The sequence below is a fragment of the Glycomyces lechevalierae genome (genome assembly GCF_027622945.1).
GTDB classification, from domain to species: Bacteria; Actinomycetota; Actinomycetes; order Mycobacteriales; family Micromonosporaceae; genus Glycomyces; species Glycomyces rutgersensis.
This window is the reverse complement of the sequence record NZ_JAPZVQ010000003.1, coordinates 38720-55315: the sequence shown is the minus strand read 5'-3', so window position 1 is coordinate 55315 and position 16596 is coordinate 38720. Positions and strand designations below refer to the sequence as shown.

At 70.0% G+C, this 16596-nt stretch carries 15 protein-coding genes; 8 read left to right on the top strand and 7 right to left on the bottom strand.

Annotated features, from left to right (window positions below; translation table 11 throughout):
• Positions 1 to 45: 45 nt before the first annotated feature.
• Positions 46 to 804 (top strand): VOC family protein, encoded by a 759-nt coding sequence (locus O2L01_RS06610; RefSeq protein WP_270121117.1) that lies wholly within the window; start codon positions 46 to 48, stop codon positions 802 to 804.
• Between the two features lie 51 nt (positions 805 to 855).
• Here the strand turns inward: O2L01_RS06610 and O2L01_RS06605 are convergent, their stop codons facing one another.
• Positions 856 to 1272 (bottom strand): DUF6069 family protein, encoded by a 417-nt coding sequence (locus O2L01_RS06605; protein ID WP_270121116.1) that lies wholly within the window; start codon positions 1270 to 1272, stop codon positions 856 to 858.
• Positions 1273 to 1423: 151 nt separating this feature from the next.
• Here O2L01_RS06605 and O2L01_RS06600 point away from each other — a divergent pair, with 151 nt between their 5' ends.
• Positions 1424 to 2389: an AraC family transcriptional regulator gene (locus tag O2L01_RS06600; protein WP_270121115.1), complete on the top strand. Its 966-nt coding sequence runs from the start codon at positions 1424 to 1426 to the stop codon at positions 2387 to 2389.
• 289 nt (positions 2390 to 2678) lie between these two features.
• Here the strand turns inward: O2L01_RS06600 and O2L01_RS06595 are convergent, their stop codons facing one another.
• Entirely contained in the window at positions 2679 to 3902 is a 1224-nt protein-coding gene (locus O2L01_RS06595) for an MFS transporter (protein ID WP_270121114.1), read from the bottom strand.
• A 386-nt stretch (positions 3903 to 4288) separates the two neighbouring features.
• Here O2L01_RS06595 and O2L01_RS06590 point away from each other — a divergent pair, with 386 nt between their 5' ends.
• Complete coding sequence (locus O2L01_RS06590) at positions 4289 to 5203, top strand: cation diffusion facilitator family transporter (protein ID WP_270121113.1); 915 nt, start codon at positions 4289 to 4291, stop codon at positions 5201 to 5203.
• Positions 5204 to 5212: 9 nt separating this feature from the next.
• On the top strand, positions 5213 to 5488 hold the full coding sequence (locus O2L01_RS06585) for a Smr/MutS family protein (RefSeq protein WP_205327976.1): 276 nt from the start codon (positions 5213 to 5215) through the stop codon (positions 5486 to 5488).
• 60 nt (positions 5489 to 5548) lie between these two features.
• Here the strand turns inward: O2L01_RS06585 and O2L01_RS06580 are convergent, their stop codons facing one another.
• Entirely contained in the window at positions 5549 to 5827 is a 279-nt protein-coding gene (locus tag O2L01_RS06580; RefSeq protein ID WP_270121112.1) for a helix-turn-helix domain-containing protein, read from the bottom strand.
• Between the two features lie 251 nt (positions 5828 to 6078).
• On the opposite strand from O2L01_RS06580, the gene O2L01_RS06575 reads away from it, so the two are divergent.
• Genes O2L01_RS06575 through O2L01_RS06565 form a run of 3 tightly spaced genes read left to right on the top strand, consistent with a single transcriptional unit; the run spans position 6079 to position 10005 of the window.
• Positions 6079 to 6918 (top strand): ABC transporter ATP-binding protein, encoded by an 840-nt coding sequence (locus tag O2L01_RS06575; protein WP_270121111.1) that lies wholly within the window; start codon positions 6079 to 6081, stop codon positions 6916 to 6918.
• Between the two features lie 10 nt (positions 6919 to 6928).
• Positions 6929 to 7924 carry an ABC transporter substrate-binding protein gene (locus O2L01_RS06570; RefSeq protein WP_270121110.1) on the top strand — a complete coding sequence of 332 codons (996 nt, stop codon included), beginning with the start codon at positions 6929 to 6931 and terminating at the stop codon, positions 7922 to 7924.
• Positions 7921 to 10005 carry an iron ABC transporter permease gene (locus tag O2L01_RS06565; protein WP_270121109.1) on the top strand — a complete coding sequence of 695 codons (2085 nt, stop codon included), beginning with the start codon at positions 7921 to 7923 and terminating at the stop codon, positions 10003 to 10005. Before O2L01_RS06570 ends, O2L01_RS06565 begins: the two co-directional genes overlap by 4 nt.
• On the opposite strand, the gene O2L01_RS06560 is transcribed toward O2L01_RS06565, so the two are convergent.
• Positions 9974 to 10459: an HIT family protein gene (locus O2L01_RS06560; RefSeq protein ID WP_270121108.1), complete on the bottom strand. Its 486-nt coding sequence runs from the start codon at positions 10457 to 10459 to the stop codon at positions 9974 to 9976. The two genes, O2L01_RS06565 and O2L01_RS06560, sit on opposite strands and share 32 nt — an antisense overlap.
• A 125-nt stretch (positions 10460 to 10584) precedes the next feature.
• Here O2L01_RS06560 and O2L01_RS06555 point away from each other — a divergent pair, with 125 nt between their 5' ends.
• Positions 10585 to 11859, top strand: a complete 1275-nt coding sequence (locus tag O2L01_RS06555; protein WP_270121107.1) for a phytase — start codon at positions 10585 to 10587, stop codon at positions 11857 to 11859.
• A gap of 1573 nt (positions 11860 to 13432) precedes the next feature.
• Here O2L01_RS06555 and O2L01_RS06550 read toward each other — a convergent pair.
• The 3 genes from O2L01_RS06550 to O2L01_RS06540 all read right to left on the bottom strand — a co-directional run bounded on the left by O2L01_RS06550 (position 13433) and on the right by O2L01_RS06540 (position 16576).
• Entirely contained in the window at positions 13433 to 14467 is a 1035-nt protein-coding gene (locus O2L01_RS06550; protein ID WP_270121106.1) for a TRM11 family SAM-dependent methyltransferase, read from the bottom strand.
• A 115-nt stretch (positions 14468 to 14582) separates the two neighbouring features.
• On the bottom strand, positions 14583 to 15590 hold the full coding sequence (locus tag O2L01_RS06545) for a Gfo/Idh/MocA family protein (RefSeq protein ID WP_270121105.1): 1008 nt from the start codon (positions 15588 to 15590) through the stop codon (positions 14583 to 14585).
• Between the two features lie 29 nt (positions 15591 to 15619).
• The gene (locus tag O2L01_RS06540; protein WP_270121104.1) at positions 15620 to 16576 is read right to left on the bottom strand and encodes a TIM barrel protein; all 957 of its coding nucleotides are present in this window, start codon (positions 16574 to 16576) and stop codon (positions 15620 to 15622) included.
• Positions 16577 to 16596: the final 20 nt, after the last annotated feature.

Here is a 16596-nt window from a genome sequence, read left to right as displayed (position 1 = left end):
CCTGAAACTCGGGTGAGGTCCGCTCGCGGTCTTTAGAATGCGGGGATGGCGATTCGATGGACCACCGCGTTCTGGGACTACCCCGCTGACGAATTCGAGAGCGGTATCTCGTTCTGGCTCAAGGTGACCGACTCGACGATGTCGGAGCGGCGGGGCCCCGACGGCGAATTCGCGACCCTCATGCCGGCTGCGGGCGACGCGTACCTGCGGGTGCAGCGGATCCGGGAGGGCAAGGGCGGCAACCACCTCGACCTGCATGTGGACGACGTGGAGGCGGAGGCCGAGCGGGCGGAAGGGCTCGGGGCGAGCGTGGTGCACCGGGAACCCGGGCTCGTCGTGCTCCGCTCCCCCGGCGGTTTCGCGTTCTGCCTGGTGCGGCACCACTGCGAGGCGGTCGTGCCGCCCGCGGTCGAGTGGCCCGGCGGGCAGCGCAGCCGCGCCGACCAGGTGTGCCTGGACGTGCCGCCGCAGGCCTTCGACCACGAGCTGGCATTCTGGCAGACCCTCACGGCCTGGCGGCAGACCGTGACCGATACTCGGGAGTTCCGGCGGCTCCTGCCGCCGCCGGAGCTCCCGCTCCAGTTCCTGTTGCAGCGCTTGGACCTCGCCGAGCGCGGGCAGACCGCGACCGCGCACATGGACCTGGCGTGCAGCGACATCGAGGCGGAGACCGAGCGGCACGTCGGGCTCGGGGCCGAGGCGGTGCGGCGGCACCACCAGTGGCAGGTCATGCGCGATCCGGGCGGGCTCGAGTACTGCATCACCGGGCGGGACCCGGAGGTCGATCTGCATCCGATCACGTGAGCACGAACGCCTCCCGCGAGTGTTTGCGGGAGGCGTTCGCTCTGCGCCGCATCAGGCTTCGGGCAGGCGCCTGCCGAGGACCGGGATGAGGACGACGGCGACGATCACGTGGAGGATCGCGAGGAAGACCTTGGTGCCGACGGTCGCTTCGGTGAGGATCACCGGGAAGACCTCGAGGAGGAACACGGCGCCGGCGCCGATGCGCCAGATCAGGACCGCGCGGCGCTTCGCGAACCGGTCGAGGATCACGCGGGCGAGCCAGCCGAGGCCGCCGAAGAGCACGACCGAGGCGGCGACGTTGACGAGGCCGATCGGGACGGCGTCCTGGCCGGGTTGACTGGCGCGCAGTTCGACGCCGGCGAGGTCGGCGACGACCCATGCGAGCATGGTCGCGGCGAGCGCGACGCCGAGGGCGATCAGGCGGGCGCGCCAGGCCGGGGCGGCCACCCGTTCATCCAATTGAGACATTTCTTGACTCCACTGCCTTGAGTTTCGTTTCGGGGGAACGTCTTCGAAGGTATGGGCAGCGTCCGGAAGCGCCCATCAGTGAGCGTCCTCGGTTCATACGCGATCGTCCTCGGGCCTGCTCAACGGCGCTTGCGCTGGCTAGGGTTGCCGCATGGATGTGCTCAGCGATGTTCTGGCCGCGCTGCGGACCGGCAGGCCCTTCGCGGTCCGGCTCAACGTCACCGCGCCGTTCGGGCTGCGGCGCCGCAGCCCGAACGGGTTCGGCGTGCAGATCATGGTGCGCGGCAACGCCTTGGTGACCACCGCGGACGGCAAGGTCATCGAGGTCGGCGAGGGCGACGTGCTCGTCGTGCCGCGCGGCAGCGCCCACACCGTCGTCTCCGACACGCTCGAACCGCGGGAGGTGACCGAATGCGAGGGCGAGGCGCCCGCCGGGCTCATCATCCGCTCCCCCGAGGATCCGGCCGCGACGCACGTCTTCGTCTGCCTCGCTTACGAAATGGCGCCCGGCCGCACCCACCCGCTGCTCGCCGCCATGCCCGACTTCACCCGCATCCCCAACGACCCCGCGGCCCGGCCCGAACTCGCGGGCGCGATCGCCATGCTCGAGAACGAACTCCGCTCCGAACGCGGCGGCGGCGACACCCTCGTCCCGGCCCTCCTCGACGCCGTCCTGATGTACCTCCTGCGCGCCATGCTCGAAGGCGACACGCGGCACTGCGGCTTCGACGGCTGGGCGGCCGCGCTCGCGGACCGCCCGATCGGGGCGGCGCTCCAGGCGATCCACGCGGAACCGTCCCGGCAGTGGACGGTGAGCTCCCTCGGCGAGGTCGCCGGCCTCTCGCGCTCGGCGTTCTCGCGGCGCTTCACGGAACTCGTGGGCCAGCCTCCCTTGGGCTACTTGACGTTCTGGCGCCTCACCCTGGCCGCCCGCCTCCTCGCCGACACCGACGCACCCCTGTCCGCGGTCGCCCGCCAGGTCGGCTACGCCTCCGAATTCGCCTTCGCGGCCGCCTTCAAACGCGACTTCGGCCAACCCCCGGGCCGCTTCCGCAAGCAGGCGCCGGTGTGCGAACCGGCGGTGCCGGCGTTCCAAAGGGAACCCGTGCCCGCCTGACCAGTGCCCTACTTGCCCGATATATCCAGGTATCGTTTCGCCGTCAAATCATGAACGACGAAAGGCACCCGATCCCCGCGAGTCCGCGCAGCGCCTGCAGGCACGCCGCCTCTGGTACGGAGCGCTCTTCGCGATCGTCCTGGTCTCCCTGACCTGGCAGACGATCCTGGTCATCCAGGGAGGCACCGACGTCAACGCGGGCGAATCCGCCGCCAGTGACAACAAGGTCCGTTCTTAGGTACGGGGCCTTCCAGTCTCTCCTATGCGGGCCGCCCGTGGGGCCCGGCGGTCAGGCGTCGGCGCGCTTGCGGGCCCGGATCGCGATCAGGACGACCGGGATGAGGAGGACGGCGCCGATCCAGAGGACGCCGCTGGGGGCGGTGGCATCGACGACGTAGCCGCCCGCGAAGGAGCCGACGGCGATGGAGAGGTTGAACATGACCGTGTTCAGGGAGGTCGCGATCTCGACCTCGCCGGGCTCGACCGAGTTCATGTACCAGGTCTGAAGGACCGGCGAGACCAGGCCGTAGCCGATGCCCCAGAGGAGGAGCACGGCCGTGGCCGAGAAGAGGTCGCCGACCGCGAACGCCATGAGCGCCATGCCGAGCGCCATCGCGACGCCGAGGACCGCGAGGGTCCCGCGCAGCCGCGTGCCGATGAGCGAACCCGAGGCGACGGTGGCGATGAGGGCCGCCGCGCCGAAGGCGAGGAGGAGGCCGCTGACCTGGCCGGCGGCGATGCCGTTGGCCTGGAGGATCGGGCTGATGAACGTGTAGGCGATGAAGTGGCCCGTGACGATGAAGAAGGTCAGGGCCAGGCCGACGCGCACGCCCTTGTTGGCGCGCACCAGTTTCGGCAGCGAGGCGAAGGAGACCGTCGTGTTCGACGGGAGCTTCGGCACGAGGATCGCGATCGCGGTCATCGCGACGATCGCGAGCCCGGCGAGGGTCCACAGCGCTGCGCGCCAGCCGAAGTGGTCGCCGATGAGGGTGCCGGCCGGGACGCCGAGCACCGTGGCCGCGCCGATGCCGCCGTAGACCGCGGCGGTCGCGCGCGGCACGTCACGGACGGGGACGAGGCGCAGCGCGATGCCGCCCGCGACGGCCCAGAACGCGCCGATGGAGAGGCCGACGAGGACTCGGGCCGCGAGGAGCAGTTCGAAACCGGAGGCCAGCGCGGCGCCCACGTTCGCGCCGGCGACGAGCACGGCCAGGCCGATGAGGACGAGGCGGCGGTCGAGGCGGCGGGTGAAGACGATGCTGAGCGGGGCGGCGACGGCCGCGACGAGGCCGGGCACGGTGACCATGAGGCCGGCGGTGCCGGCGCTGACGCCGAGCTCGCCGCTGATGGGGGTGAGGAGGCCGACCGGGAGGACTTCGGAGGTCATGACGACGAAGACGCCGAGGGCGACGGCGGCGACGGCGAGCCACTGCTTGAGCGTGGCGCGTTCAGGCGCGGCGACAGCGGTGGTCGCTTTGACGGTGGAGGTGGGGCGGTCGTCGAGGGTCGTCACGGCGTCTGAGCCTTTCGCGGCGGTTCGGTTCGGGTCGGAGTCCTGGGACTCTTTGCCGGAACCGGTCCACCACTCGGTCCGCGCTCGGTGACACGGGCACTGCTCGTACAGGGGCTGCGGGCCTCGTGAGGAGGCGTTCGGCCGGAAGGAGACCTTCCTTGGCGGTGTACGAGCGTATGCCCTGGCCAGATGCACGTGGTACTTCTGGGGCGTCGCCTGTCCTCCAGGGTAGCGCTGCCGGGGCCGATGCGGAATGGTGAAATCCGTCGCATCCGCCACTCGCGCACCTGGCGGGACGCCCAGGGACTGGTCGCTTCAGGTGTGGCGGGGCCATGACAGACTCCTTTCTGCGTGTCACGCACACATACGGAAGGAATGGCGAGCAGATGTCAGCAGAAGGCGGCACCAAGGCGATCGTCGCGGCGCTAGCGGCGAACACCGGCATCGCGGTGAGCAAGTTCATCGCGGCGGCGATCACGGGGTCGGCGTCGATGCTGGCCGAAGGCGTGCACTCGGTGGCCGACGCGGCCAACCAGGTGCTCCTCCTGATCGGCGGCAAGGCCTCGCGGAAGGCCGCGAGCCCGGCGCACCCGTTCGGGTACGGCCGGGAGCGGTACATCTACGCGTTCATCGTCTCGATCGTGCTGTTCTCGATCGGCGGCGTGTACGCGCTGTACGAGGGCTACCACAAGCTCTCGCATCACGGTGAGCTGGAGTTCCCGCTGGTCGCGGTGGGGGTGCTGCTGGTGGCGATCACGTTGGAGTCGTTCTCGCTGCGCACGGCCGTGAAGGAGTCGAACGTCGTCCGCGGGAAGCAGTCGTGGGCGCAGTTCATCAAGGGCTCGCGCTCGCCCGAGCTGCCCGTGATCCTCCTCGAGGACATCGGCGCGCTCGTCGGCCTGGTGCTGGCGCTGCTCGGTGTGGGCCTCTCGTGGATCACCGGGGACACGCTCTTCGACGCGCTCGGCACGCTGGCCATCGGCGTGCTGCTCGTGCTCATCGCGATCGTGCTGGCCATCGAGATCCGCTCGATGCTCATCGGCGAGTCGGCGACGCTCGAGGACATCGCGGCGATCGAGACCGCGATCAACGACGGCGAGGGCAACGCCCTCATCCACCTCAAGACCCTGCACGTGGGCCCGGACGAGCTGCTCGTGGCCGCCAAGGTCGGGATCGCGGAGTCGGCTACGGGCGAACAGGTCGCGGCGCAGATCGACGAGACCGAGGCGCGCATCCGCGCGGCCGTGCCGAAGGCGAAGATCATCTACATCGAGCCGGACATCCCGCGCGCGGGCGCTTAGGCTTCGATCATGGCCAAACTGGTGCTGGACCTGCACGACATCTTCAACAAGGGCGACCAGATCGAGAAGGCGCTGCGGGACGTGATCGACGAGGCGGTCGCGAAGAAGATCGACCTCGTGGAGATCATCCCGGGCAAGGGCTCGGGGCAGTTGAAGAAGAAGGTGCTGCGCTTCCTCGACCAGAAGGAGATCAAGGCCTTGTACCACCGGGTGGACAAGGACTCGAAGAACTTCGGTCGGTTGTTCGTTCACTTCCAGCACAAGGACAAGCGCAAGAAGCGCTGAGTGCTTCGATGCGGCGGCGCCGCTCTCCTCCCCAGGGGCGGCGCCGCCGTTTCGCGTCCGCTAGTCGATCAGCATCCGGTCGCGCTCGGCCCTCGCGTCAGGCGCGCCGAGCAGTTCGAGCAGCCGCAGCACCGGAACCCGGTAGCTGTGGCCGATCCGAAGGACTTGGACGGGGAACTGTCCGTCCTTCGCCAGCCGGTAAGCGACCGTCCTGCCGATCCCGAGGATCTGCGCGGCCGTCTCGACATTCGTCATCACGCCGAGCGACTTGACTCGCTCGACGGTCCAGATCTCGTCGATGACGACACTCGAAGGCCCCACCTTCGCATTCGGTGTCATGTTGGTCCTCTCTGGCGCGCCGGGCCGACACGGGGTGCATCGGCCGGCTGACGCCTAGGACCAGTCGACCCCACCCGGCACCGCCAAGTCCAGAGCGCCGCGCCGGAATTCACTCTTACGCGTGGTATCCGATTGCTCACTTGGAGGAGAACGTTTGGGCGCGAATGGGACTCATTGCTCATAAAGAACGCTTGCAGAAGGCTTGACCTGCCGAGATGCGTCACGGCGAAAGATAGGTTAGCCTTGCCTACATGCCAGACGGCCTCGCCTTGAACGACGCCGGCCTCAGCGGCCGCGCCCTCCGACTCGCCTACTTCGGCGACACCGTCGTGCACGACGCCGACATCGACCTCCGCAGCGGCCGCGTCACAGCCCTCCTGGGCCCCAACGGATCCGGCAAGTCCACCCTCCTGCGCTCCCTCGCCCGCCTCCACAAGGCCGACGCCGGCTCCGTCGCGTTCACCGACGGCACCGACGCCACCGCCCTGAGCCCCAAGGACTTCGCCCGCCGCGTCTCCCTCCTGGCCCAGTCCCGGCCCGTCCCCGGCGGCATCCGCGTCGTCGACGTCGTCGGCTACGGCCGCCACCCCCACCGCGGCCGCTGGCGCCAAGGCGACCAGGAAGGCCCCGCGAAGATCCAGCGCGCCATGGACATCTGCGGCGTCGCCCACATGGCCGAGAAAGGCGTCGAAGCCCTCTCCGGCGGCGAACGCCAACGCGTCTGGCTCGCCTCCTGCCTCGCCCAGGACACCGCCGTGCTCCTCCTCGACGAACCCACCAACCACCTCGACCTGCGCTACCAGGTCGAGATCCTCGACCTCGTGCGCGACCTCGCCGACGAGCACGGCACCGCCGTCGGCATCGTCCTCCACGACCTCGACCAGGCCGCCGCGGTCGCCGACCACGTCGTCCTCCTCCACGACGGCCGCGTCACCGCCGCCGGCACCCCCGCCGCAGTCCTCACCGCCGAGAACCTCACGGCCGCATACGGCATCGACATCCGCGTCGACACCGACCCCGCCACCGGCCTCCTCACCGCCCGGCCCGTCGGCCGGCACACCCGCAGGCTCGCGAACACCGCCACCGAATAGAAGGAACCCGATGCGACTCCCCCACCTCCAGCGCTCCGCCGTGCCCGCGGCACTGGCCGCCGCCGCGCTGCTCGCCCTCTCGGCTTGCGGCACCACCGAAGAAGGCGGCGGTGATGACGGGACGGAGGCCGCCTCCGGTCCTGTCTCCACAGTCGACTTCCTCGGCCGCACCGTCGAGCTCGACAAGCCCGCCGAGCGCGTCGTCATCCTCGAATGGTCCGAGGTCGAGATCAGCATCAGCCTCGGCGTGATGCCCGTCGGCGTGGCCGACATCGAGGGATACAACGTGTGGGCCGGTGCGGCCGAACCGCTCGACGACTCGGTCACCGATGTGGGCATGCGCTCCGAGGCGTCGATCGACTCGATCGCCGGGCTGAATCCGGACCTGGTGATCCTGGAGAACGACAACGAGGCGATCATCGATCCGCTCGAGGAGTTCGTGCCGGTACTGGTCACCGAGGGCTCCAACGAAGAGGACAACCTCGCTCGGATGCAGCGCGACGTGAACATGATCGCCGACCTCACCGGCAAGAACGCCGAGGCGGACGAGTTGTGGGCCGCCTTCGAGACGAAGCTGGCCGACACCGCGGCCGCGATCGAGGCGGGCGGGAAGTCCGACGTGCCCGTCCTCATCGTGGACGGCTGGATCGACGGCTCCTCGATCTCCATCCGGCCCTTCGGTGAAGGATCGCTGTTCGGCGCGCTCGCCAAGGAAGTGGGGCTCACCAACGCCTGGACCGGGGAGACCGACGGCGTCTGGGGCGGCGGCGCCACCGACGTCGAGGGCCTGGCCCAGTACACCGACACCGAGCTGAACCTCGTCTACAACAACTCGTTCAACGACGACATCTTCAACGAAGCGCTCGTCGGCAACCCGATCTACGACAACCTCAGGTTCGTCAAGGACGGCACGATGTACGAACTGCCCAAGGGCGCCTGGACCTTCGGCGGTCCGCGCTCGTCCGAGATCCTGCTCGACTTCCTCGCCGAGGTCTACGCGAGTTGAGCACTGGCCCGCGCGCGCGGCCCTCGCCCCCGCCCCCGCCCCCCCCGGGTCGGCGCCCGACCGCCGCGGTCTTCACCGCGGCGGTCGGCGCACTCGTCGTCCTCTCGGCACTGCACCTCACCCAAGGCACCTCCTCAGTGGACAGCGTCGACGTGCTGAAGCTCATGGTCGGCGCCGCCGACCCGGGCGTGTGGAACGTGCTCGAAGGGGCCCGCCTGCCGCGACTCGCCGCCGCGATGCTCGTCGGCCTGGCCCTCGGCGCCTCGGGCGTGCTGCTGCAGACGGTGGCGCGCAACCCGCTCGCCAGCCCGGACACACTCGCCGTCAACGCCGGGGCCTACCTGGCCGTCACGGTAGTAGCGGCCTTCGGAATCAGCCTGCCGCTCCTGTCGGGGATCGGCGTCGCCTTCGCCGGGGCCGTGGCGACGGCGGGCCTGGTGCTCGCGCTCGCCGCGGGCGGCGGCGGTTCGGCCACGACCCGGCTCATCCTCGCCGGGTCCGCGACCGCGATGGCCGCGAACTCGCTCGTGTCGGTCCTGCTCATCCTCTTCGAAGAATCGACGACCGGTCTGTTCGCCTGGGGCTCAGGGAGTCTCAGTCTCGCCGGATTTGCGCCGGTGGTGCAGGCCGCGCCGCTCGTCGCCCTCGCGGTCGCCGGAGCCCTGCTGCTCGGGCCGCACCTGGACCTGCTGCGGCTCGGCGACGACACCGCCGCGAGCCTGGGCGTCCACGTGCGACGCACCCGGACGCTCGCGGTCGTCTGCTCGCTCATGCTGGCCGCCTGCGCCGTCGCCGTCGCGGGCCCGATCGGGTTCGTCGGCCTCGCCGCGCCGGTCATAGCGCGCCAGATCGCACAGCGCCTGCCCGGGCTGCACGCCCACCGCGTGCTCATCCCCTTCAGCGCCGTGTGCGGCGCGCTCGTCATCGTCGGCGCCGACCTCGCCCTTCGCGCCACAGTGGACGCCGAGAAGGCCATCTACATCCCGGTCGGCGTCACCACGACCCTCCTCGGCGCGGGCATCATGGTGTGGCTCGCGCGCAGCGTCCGCAGCGCCGGGTCCCAGGACAAGCCCGCGATCCTCCACGGAGCGGCGAACCGCGGACGGACCGCCTACGCGCTCATCGTGACCGGCCTCGCGGTCGGCGCCGCGGCGGCGCTCGTCGCCGGGATGCTCGCCGGGGACACGATGCTCCTCGGCGGCGACCTCCTCAACTGGCTCGCGGGCAAGACGGGGTCCACGTACACGTGGATCATCGACCAGCGCTACCCGCGCGTGCTCGCCGCCGTCCTCGCCGGAGCCGCGCTCGCGTGCGCGGGAACCGTCACCCAGGGCGTCCTGCGCAACCCGCTCGCCGAACCCGGCCTCCTCGGCGTCACCGCCGGCGCGGGGATAGGCGCGGTCACCCTCATCACCTGGGCCCCGAACGCGGGAGCCTGGACGCTGACCGGTGTGGCGGCCGCGGGAGGCCTGGCCGCCTTCGGGATCGTCTACGCGCTCGCGTGGCGCGGCGGCCTCGACACCGGGCGGCTCGTGCTCATCGGCATCGGCGTCTGGTCCTTCGGCATGGCCGTCATCACCCTCATCATCCTGGCCTCCGACCCGTGGGACACACCGAAGGCGATGACCTGGCTGTCCGGGACGACCTACGGCCGCACCGCCGACCGGCTCATCCCGCTCGCCGCCGCGCTGGCCGTGGTCCTGCCGCTGGTCCTGGCGCACCGCAAGGAGATCGACCTCCTTGCGCTCGACGACGACACCCCGCGCGTCCTCGGAGTGCGCCTCGAACGCACGCGCCTGCTCCTGCTGGGCGCGGCGGCCGTGCTCACCGCGGCCGCGGTCGCGGTCGTCGGCGTGATCGGCTTCGTCGGCCTCGTCGCCCCGCACCTCGCGCGGGCCCTGGTGGGCAGCAGGCACACCCGGGTCCTGCCCGTCTCGATCTTCCTGGGCGTGCTCCTGGTGAGCATCGCGGACACGTTGGGCCGCACCGTGATCGCCCCCGCCCAGATTCCGGCCGGCCTGGTCTGCGCCCTGATCGGCACCCCCTACTTCATCTGGCTCCTGTGGAGGACGAGGACGTGAAGTAGTCCCGCAGCCGCTCCGCGTACACCTGGCGCTCTTCGAAGGACGCCCAGCCGGGCAGCGGCGACGACTGGTAGAGGCGATCGCCCTCATAGCGCGGGAAGACATGGACGTGCAGATGCCACACGTCCTGATTCCCCGCCGGCTCATTGTGCTGGCGGGTCGAGACGCCGTCGCAGCCGTAGGTCGCACGGATCGCCACGGCGACCTCGCGCACCAGGTCCCCCACGGCCGCATAGGCATCGGCGGGAATCGAATACAGGTTCTCGTGGTGCTCCGCCGGGATCACGAGCACATGCCCGCGGTTGTTCGGCCACCAGCGCGGCGAGACGAACGCCGCCGCGCGCTCGGTGCGGCGCACGATGTCCTCGACCGAGCCGACCGCGTCGCTGCGGCCGGCGAGCCGCTCGCAGAACGGGCACACGTAGCCGGGCGGTTCGTGGGAGGTCTCCATCCCGCCAAGGTAACCGCCCGCCCCGGCGGGGAAATTCGCCCGGGCGGTCAAGCCTCGTTCACCTGGGATTCATTGAGGGCGTTGACCATCGAATCGACAACTCAACCCCGATTCGAGGAGACCCCTTGCTTTCCCGACTCATCACGCTCACCGCCTTCGGGACGGCCGCCGTGCTCGTGTGCTCCGCCTCGGCGCAGGCGCACCAGCGTTCCGACGAGGAGCTGACGGCCGAGCTCGAGACCCCCGCGCTGTGGGACGAGGACGACGCCGACGCCGACGACCCCGCGATCTGGGTGGACCGGGACGACCCCGAGGACAGCCTCGTGATCGCCACCGCGAAAGAGGCCGGGATCTACGTCTACGACCTCGAAGGGGACCAGGTCCAGCACCTCGCCCCGAAGCCCGCGCCCGGCGAGGACGATGCGCCCGGCCGCTACAACAACGTGGACCTCGTCCTCGGCTTCGCGCTCGACGGCGAGACCGTCGACCTCGCCGTGGCCTCCGACAAGGGCATGGACAACCTGGGCGTCTTCGTCATCGACGACGGCGAGCTCACCGAGGTCACCGACCCCGACGCCGGCTGGATCTTCAGCGCCTCGCAGGAGGAGGTCAACGGCGAGCACACCGCCTACGGCCTCACCACCTGGCAGGACGAGACCGGCGCGTACGCCCTCGTCAGCCGCAACTCCGAGACCGAGGTGGCCCTGCTGAAGCTCGAGGCCAAGGGCGACAAGGTCGGCTGGACCAAGGTTCGCACCCTTACGCTCCCCGCCGAGTTCACGATGCCCGACGGCTCGACCTGGACCACCTGCGACGACCCGGGCGAGTACGCGCAGGTCGAAGGCATGGTCGTCGACAAGTCCACCGGCACCGCCTACCTCGGCCAGGAACTCGTGGGCGTCTGGAAGATCGACGCGGACCTCACCGGCGAGCCCGAACTCGTCGACACCGCAGTGGAATACGGCCTCCCCGGCGCCTACGACCCCGAGACCGACGAGTGCGTCTACGGCGCTGACCCCGGCTTCGGCGGCGAGCACCTGCGCACCGACATCGAGGGCCTGACCATCTACTACACCGGCCGCGGCGCCGGCTACCTCCTCGCCTCCAGCCAGGGCGACGACACCTACGCCGTCTACGAGATCGAGGGCGGCAACGACTACCTCGGCTCCTTCGCCATCGCCGCCGGGGACGTCGACAGCACCCAGCACAGCGACGGCGCGGACGTCACCAGCGTGAGCCTCCCCGGCTTCGACGGCGGCCTCCTCGTCGTCCAGGACGGCGACAACACCCCCGAAGGCAGCGACGAGTCGTCCACCAACTTCAAGTTCGTGGAGTGGGAGGACGTGGCCGAGGACAGCGGCCTCGACCTCGCCCAGGCCCGCGGCCGCGGCCGCCGCTGATTGAAAGCCGAAAGGCTGAGAGTCGAAGCTGTATCCGCACCGGCCGCCGGGGCCCCCAGGACCCGGCGGCCTTTCGCTTGCACGGCACTTGCGGTTCAGTCAGGCGGCGATGGTGGGGTGTGGTCGGGGTGGGTTGTTTCCTTGGGGCGCAGTGGGGTTGGGGCGAATGTGAGGATCTTGTACCCCTGTGGGTGATGACGGTGTGGGGTGGTGTGAGGGATGATTGATGTACGCACAGGGATACGGAAAACGTACAGGTGGCGAGTAGGTGCAAGCAGACTACGCCAAGCCTCTGGCCGAAACCCAAACCGGATGATTTTCCCGAGCCTCGTCAGCTCAGTCTCTTCGTGCTATCGGGTTCCACAGCGGACCACGGCCCCTGCGAAAGGGGGCGTGCTGGGTGGGAGATCGTTGGTCGGGATCACCTCGACCGCGGCAGTGCTCTGAACGAGGCACACACTGGTAAGACCGCCAGCATGAACGGTGATGCCAGACCAGGCAATAGAGGACCTGGTCTCCCCATCGCTGCCATGCGAGGCAAACAAACCTTCCCGCGATCGCATCAGCTTGGTGCGCGCGGGAAGCAGCACCACACCCTCTGGGCGTCACCGTGCGCTCGGGAGGCATGGGCCTCCTGGACGGGCAATCGCACGGCACGGACGGCAATGCGCCCGGGCTGGTGCGGCACGCCAGGAGGACTGGCCAGGTTGCCGCAGTGGCAGACACAGGGCAGCAGTGTGCCCAGGTCGGTGCGAGTGAAGGCCGAGAAGCGGAAAGGCTTCCCGGGTAAGGCGCGAGGCGCTAGATGCAGGACCGCGAGGCAACGCTGAGGAAGGAGGCGGCAGGAGACATGACGACGCTCGACCATGGGCTGTGTGAGCCGCACCTGCGGTGCTCTGGCGCTGCCCGCTCGATCTCCGAGCAGGGCTTGCGGGTTCGGCCCGGCTGTGGTGTGGGTCGTCAAGGGCTGGCCGTCGATGAGCGGTGGATCCAGGGCCCGCCCCGCACCGGCAATCGGCTGGCCTCGGCGTCAGCGCCCGGGACCAGCTCCCGCCGCTCCGTCGCTGAGGGGTTGAAGTCGGCCCCGACGCTGGCCTGGCCGCGGCAGTCGGGCCTCAGGTCGGCTCCCGGCCGCTCCGTCGCCGACAGGGTGAAGTCCTCCCCCACGCGGCCGAACCTCGGCCGCGGCGCTCGGGTTGGATCGGGTGGCTTCCGTCGCTGACCGGTTGAAGTTGGCCCTGACGCGGGCCCGGCTCCGGTCGCCGGGCCTCTGGTTGGCGTTCGCTGCCGAGTGGTTGAAGCCGACCGCGATCCGGCCCGGCCCCGGTCGCCCGACCTCGGGGCGATTCCCGCCGTTCGTCGCTGATCGGTTGAAGTTGGCCTCGACGCGGGCCAGGCCTCAGTGGTCAGACCTCGGGTCGACTACCGCCGCTCCTACTACCGCCGCTCCCTCGCCGACAGCCGGATCCGCGACCGGCCCGAGCCTCGCTAAGGCAACATGACCGGGGCCGCTCCCGCCTCTCCGTCGCTGATTGCTGGAACCGCAACCGGACACAGCCCGAGGTGCGGCCGCTCAGTGCTTGCGGGCGACGATCAGGTCCCGGTTGATGGCCTGGTCGACGCGGTGCTCGAAGTCGTGGAAGGGCTCGTCGTCGATCACGTCGAGGCCCGCTTCCTCAAGCATCGCAACGAGTTCGGCGCGACTCGTCGTGTAGAGGTTCCAGGACAGGCCGATCGCGCCGCCGGGCTTGAGCAGCTCCGCCCAGACCGGGATCGCGCCCTCCAGGACCTCCGTCGGACGCCTCGTCAAGGCCCGGTTGTCCTTCACTGCGGCATGCTTCACGCCGTAAGGCGCGTCCGTGACGATCAGGTCGAACGCGCGCTTCCTGAAGATCTCGCCGCTGCGCAGGGTGTCGGCGTTCACGACCTCCAGGATCTGCAGGTCGTCGTCCCGGAAGCGCTCCTTCGTCGCCGCGAACTCGACCCGCGTGTGCTGGCCGACGCCGCGGCCGTCGCGCTTCACACGGCTGGTCACCGCCTTGTGCTTGAGCCGCTTGTCCTTCAGCCAGCGCTGCACGAAAGCCCCGTACGCCTCGTAGTCGCGCTTGTCGACCTCCACGCCGAACGCGTCCCAGCCGTACATCGCGGCCTGGTTCAGCGTCGTGCCGCGCCCGCACATCGGGTCGAGGACCTTCACGCCGCCGCCCAGGATCCGGTCGGGCGGCAGCGCCACCGCGGCGGTGACGTTGAGCAGCAGCTTCGTGAACTGCTCATTGGTCTTGCCCGCGTATTTGAGGATCGTGACGAGGTCGTCGTCATAGCGGTCGAGCCGTTCGACCGCGATCGGCTCCAGCAGCTCCCCGCGCACCGCGAACAGCGCGTACAGGGAAGAGAGGTTCGCGAGAAGCCGCAGGTCGCGGGCGCTGAGCGAGTCCGAGCGGAAGGTCAGGTACGGGACGCCGCCGAACGCGGCCTCCTCCACGTCCTCGACCGCACCGTCGAGCGCGCGGGCGCTGAAGACCCGGATCTCGTTGGCCGCCATGCGGGCGGCCGTGCGCGCGTAGACGCGGTTGGCGGAGGGCGATATCAACATCGCATACTGCTGCATCGACTTGCAAACCTTCAAGGACTCTCGGACACGTGAAAGGCCCCGGCCTACCGGCAGGGGCCTTGACCAGCGTGACCTTAGCAAACACCGGGCGGCGACGCCCGGGGCCGCCGCATCACGCGTAGAACTCGGGCCGCTCGGGCAGCTCGATCGGGACGATCTCGCCCGAATGCAGCGAGCGCACGGCCGCGTCCACGACCACGGTCGCCGCGAACCCGTCCCAGGAGGACGGGCCGCTCGGCTCCTGGCCGCCGAGCAGTCGGTCGACCCACTCCTGCAGCTCGACGTCGAAGGCGTCGGCGAATCGGTCGCCGAACTCCTGCAGCACCTCGACGCTCGCCTTGGCGGCCTTGCGGACCGCCGGCGCGGCCGGGTCCGGGAGGCGCACCGCGCCCTCCTCGCCCACGATCTCGCACTGGATGTCGTAGCCGTACTGGCAGTTCACGAACGCCTCGACGTCCACGCGCGCGCCGGACGCGGTCTCGAACAGGAAGATCTGCGGGTCCTGCAGGTGCGGGAAGCGCTTCGCGGTCTTGCGCGGCAGGATCGTCTGCACCGAGGTGAACTCCTCGCCGAGGAGCCACCGCATCGCGTCGACCTCGTGCACGGCGGTGTCCTTGGCGGCCATCTCGGTCGTGTAGGCCTCGCGCACGTTCGGGTTGCGGTGCACGCAATGCGCCATCAGCGGCTCGCCGATCTCGCCGGCGTCCAGGACACGCTTCATCTGCCGGTACCCGGCGTCGTAGCGGCGCATGAACCCGACCTGGACGAGGCGGCGCCCGGCGGCCTGCTCGGCCTTGAGGATCCGGAGCCCGTCGGCGATCTCGGTGATGAGCGGCTTCTCGCAGAACACCGGCTTGCCGGCCGCGATGCAGGCCAGCACCTGCTCGGCGTGCGCCGGTCCCCACGAGGTCACGACCACCGCTTCGACCTCGGGGTCGGCGATCAGCCGCTCGGCCGTGTCGATGACGCGCGCGCCGACCGAGGCCGCGACCTTCCCCGCCGACTCCGGGTCGATGTCCGCGACCGCGACGACCTGCGCCCCGGCGACCTTGTCCGCCAGCCGGTGCACGTGCTGCTCGCCGATCCAGCCGGTGCCGATCAGGCCGATGCCGATGCTCATGGTGTTCCTCGCTGTTCGATTGGGCTGGTTCAGGACTGCTGGCGGCCGGCGCCGAGGCCGCAGCCGCCCAGGTACTTGCGGGTGCGCACGGCGATCGGGAAGGGCACGTCAGGCTCGCACGGGTACAGGTCCTGCTCGACGATCACGAAGAGCTCGGCGTCGAGAGTGGACAGTTCGGCGACGATGTCCGCCGGGTTCGGCACGCCCGCGGGCGGCTCCACGCAGACGCCGCGCTTGACGGCCTCGCCGAAGCCCAGGCCCTCGTCGCGCACCTGCCGCAGGATCTCGGGGTCCATCTGCTTGATGTGCACGTACCCGATCCGCTCGCCGTAGCGCCGGATCAAGTCCACATTGTCCCCGCCGCCGTACGCGACGTGGCCCGTGTCCAGGCACAGGGACACGTAGTCCGAGTCCGTGCCGTCCAGGAACGTCTCGATCTGCGGCTGGGTCATGATCTGGCAGTCCGCGTGCGGGTGCAGCGCGATCGTGACGCCGTACTCCTCGAACATCTGCTTGCCGATGCGGTTCGCGGTGGCGTGCACCGTCTTCCACTGCGTGGCGTCCCACTCGGTCACATCGTTGATCGCGTCGGTCTTCTCGTCGCGGAACAGCGGCGGGATGAACACGACGTGCTTCGCGCCCTGCGAGGCCGTCAGCTTCGCGACCTTCGAGACGATGTCGATGGTCTCCGCGAACTTCTCGGGCCGGTGCAGGTTGCCGAACACGGTGCCGCCGGAGACCTTGAGGCCGCGCTTGCCCACCTCGTCGGCCAGTACCTCGGGGTCGGTCGGCAGGTACCCGTACGGGCCCAGCTCCAGCCATTCGTAGCCGGCGCCGGCCAGCTCGTCCAGGAACCGGTCGTACGGGAGCTGCCGCTCGTCCTCGGGGAACCAGACGCCCCACGAGTCGGGGGCCGAGCCGAGCCTGAGGTTCAGCGCTTCTGTCGTCGTCCCTCTTGGCGAAGCTTGCGAGCCATCAATTGGCATTGTCGGTCTCCTTTGCGGTG

Excerpts from the sequence above, each read along its gene's own strand:
- O2L01_RS06610 (WP_270121117.1), top strand. The coding sequence starts at position 46 with ATGGCGATTCGATGGACCACCGCGTTCTGGGACTACCCCGCTGACGAA.
- O2L01_RS06605 (WP_270121116.1), bottom strand. The coding sequence starts at position 1,272 with ATGTCTCAATTGGATGAACGGGTGGCCGCCCCGGCCTGGCGCGCCCGC.
- O2L01_RS06600 (WP_270121115.1), top strand. The coding sequence starts at position 1,424 with ATGGATGTGCTCAGCGATGTTCTGGCCGCGCTGCGGACCGGCAGGCCC.
- O2L01_RS06590 (WP_270121113.1), top strand. The coding sequence starts at position 4,289 with ATGTCAGCAGAAGGCGGCACCAAGGCGATCGTCGCGGCGCTAGCGGCG.
- O2L01_RS06585 (WP_205327976.1), top strand. The coding sequence starts at position 5,213 with ATGGCCAAACTGGTGCTGGACCTGCACGACATCTTCAACAAGGGCGAC.
- O2L01_RS06580 (WP_270121112.1), bottom strand. The coding sequence starts at position 5,827 with ATGACACCGAATGCGAAGGTGGGGCCTTCGAGTGTCGTCATCGACGAG.
- O2L01_RS06575 (WP_270121111.1), top strand. The coding sequence starts at position 6,079 with ATGCCAGACGGCCTCGCCTTGAACGACGCCGGCCTCAGCGGCCGCGCC.
- O2L01_RS06570 (WP_270121110.1), top strand. The coding sequence starts at position 6,929 with ATGCGACTCCCCCACCTCCAGCGCTCCGCCGTGCCCGCGGCACTGGCC.
- O2L01_RS06560 (WP_270121108.1), bottom strand. The coding sequence starts at position 10,459 with ATGGAGACCTCCCACGAACCGCCCGGCTACGTGTGCCCGTTCTGCGAG.
- O2L01_RS06550 (WP_270121106.1), bottom strand. The coding sequence starts at position 14,467 with ATGCAGCAGTATGCGATGTTGATATCGCCCTCCGCCAACCGCGTCTAC.
- O2L01_RS06545 (WP_270121105.1), bottom strand. The coding sequence starts at position 15,590 with ATGAGCATCGGCATCGGCCTGATCGGCACCGGCTGGATCGGCGAGCAG.
- O2L01_RS06540 (WP_270121104.1), bottom strand. The coding sequence starts at position 16,576 with ATGCCAATTGATGGCTCGCAAGCTTCGCCAAGAGGGACGACGACAGAA.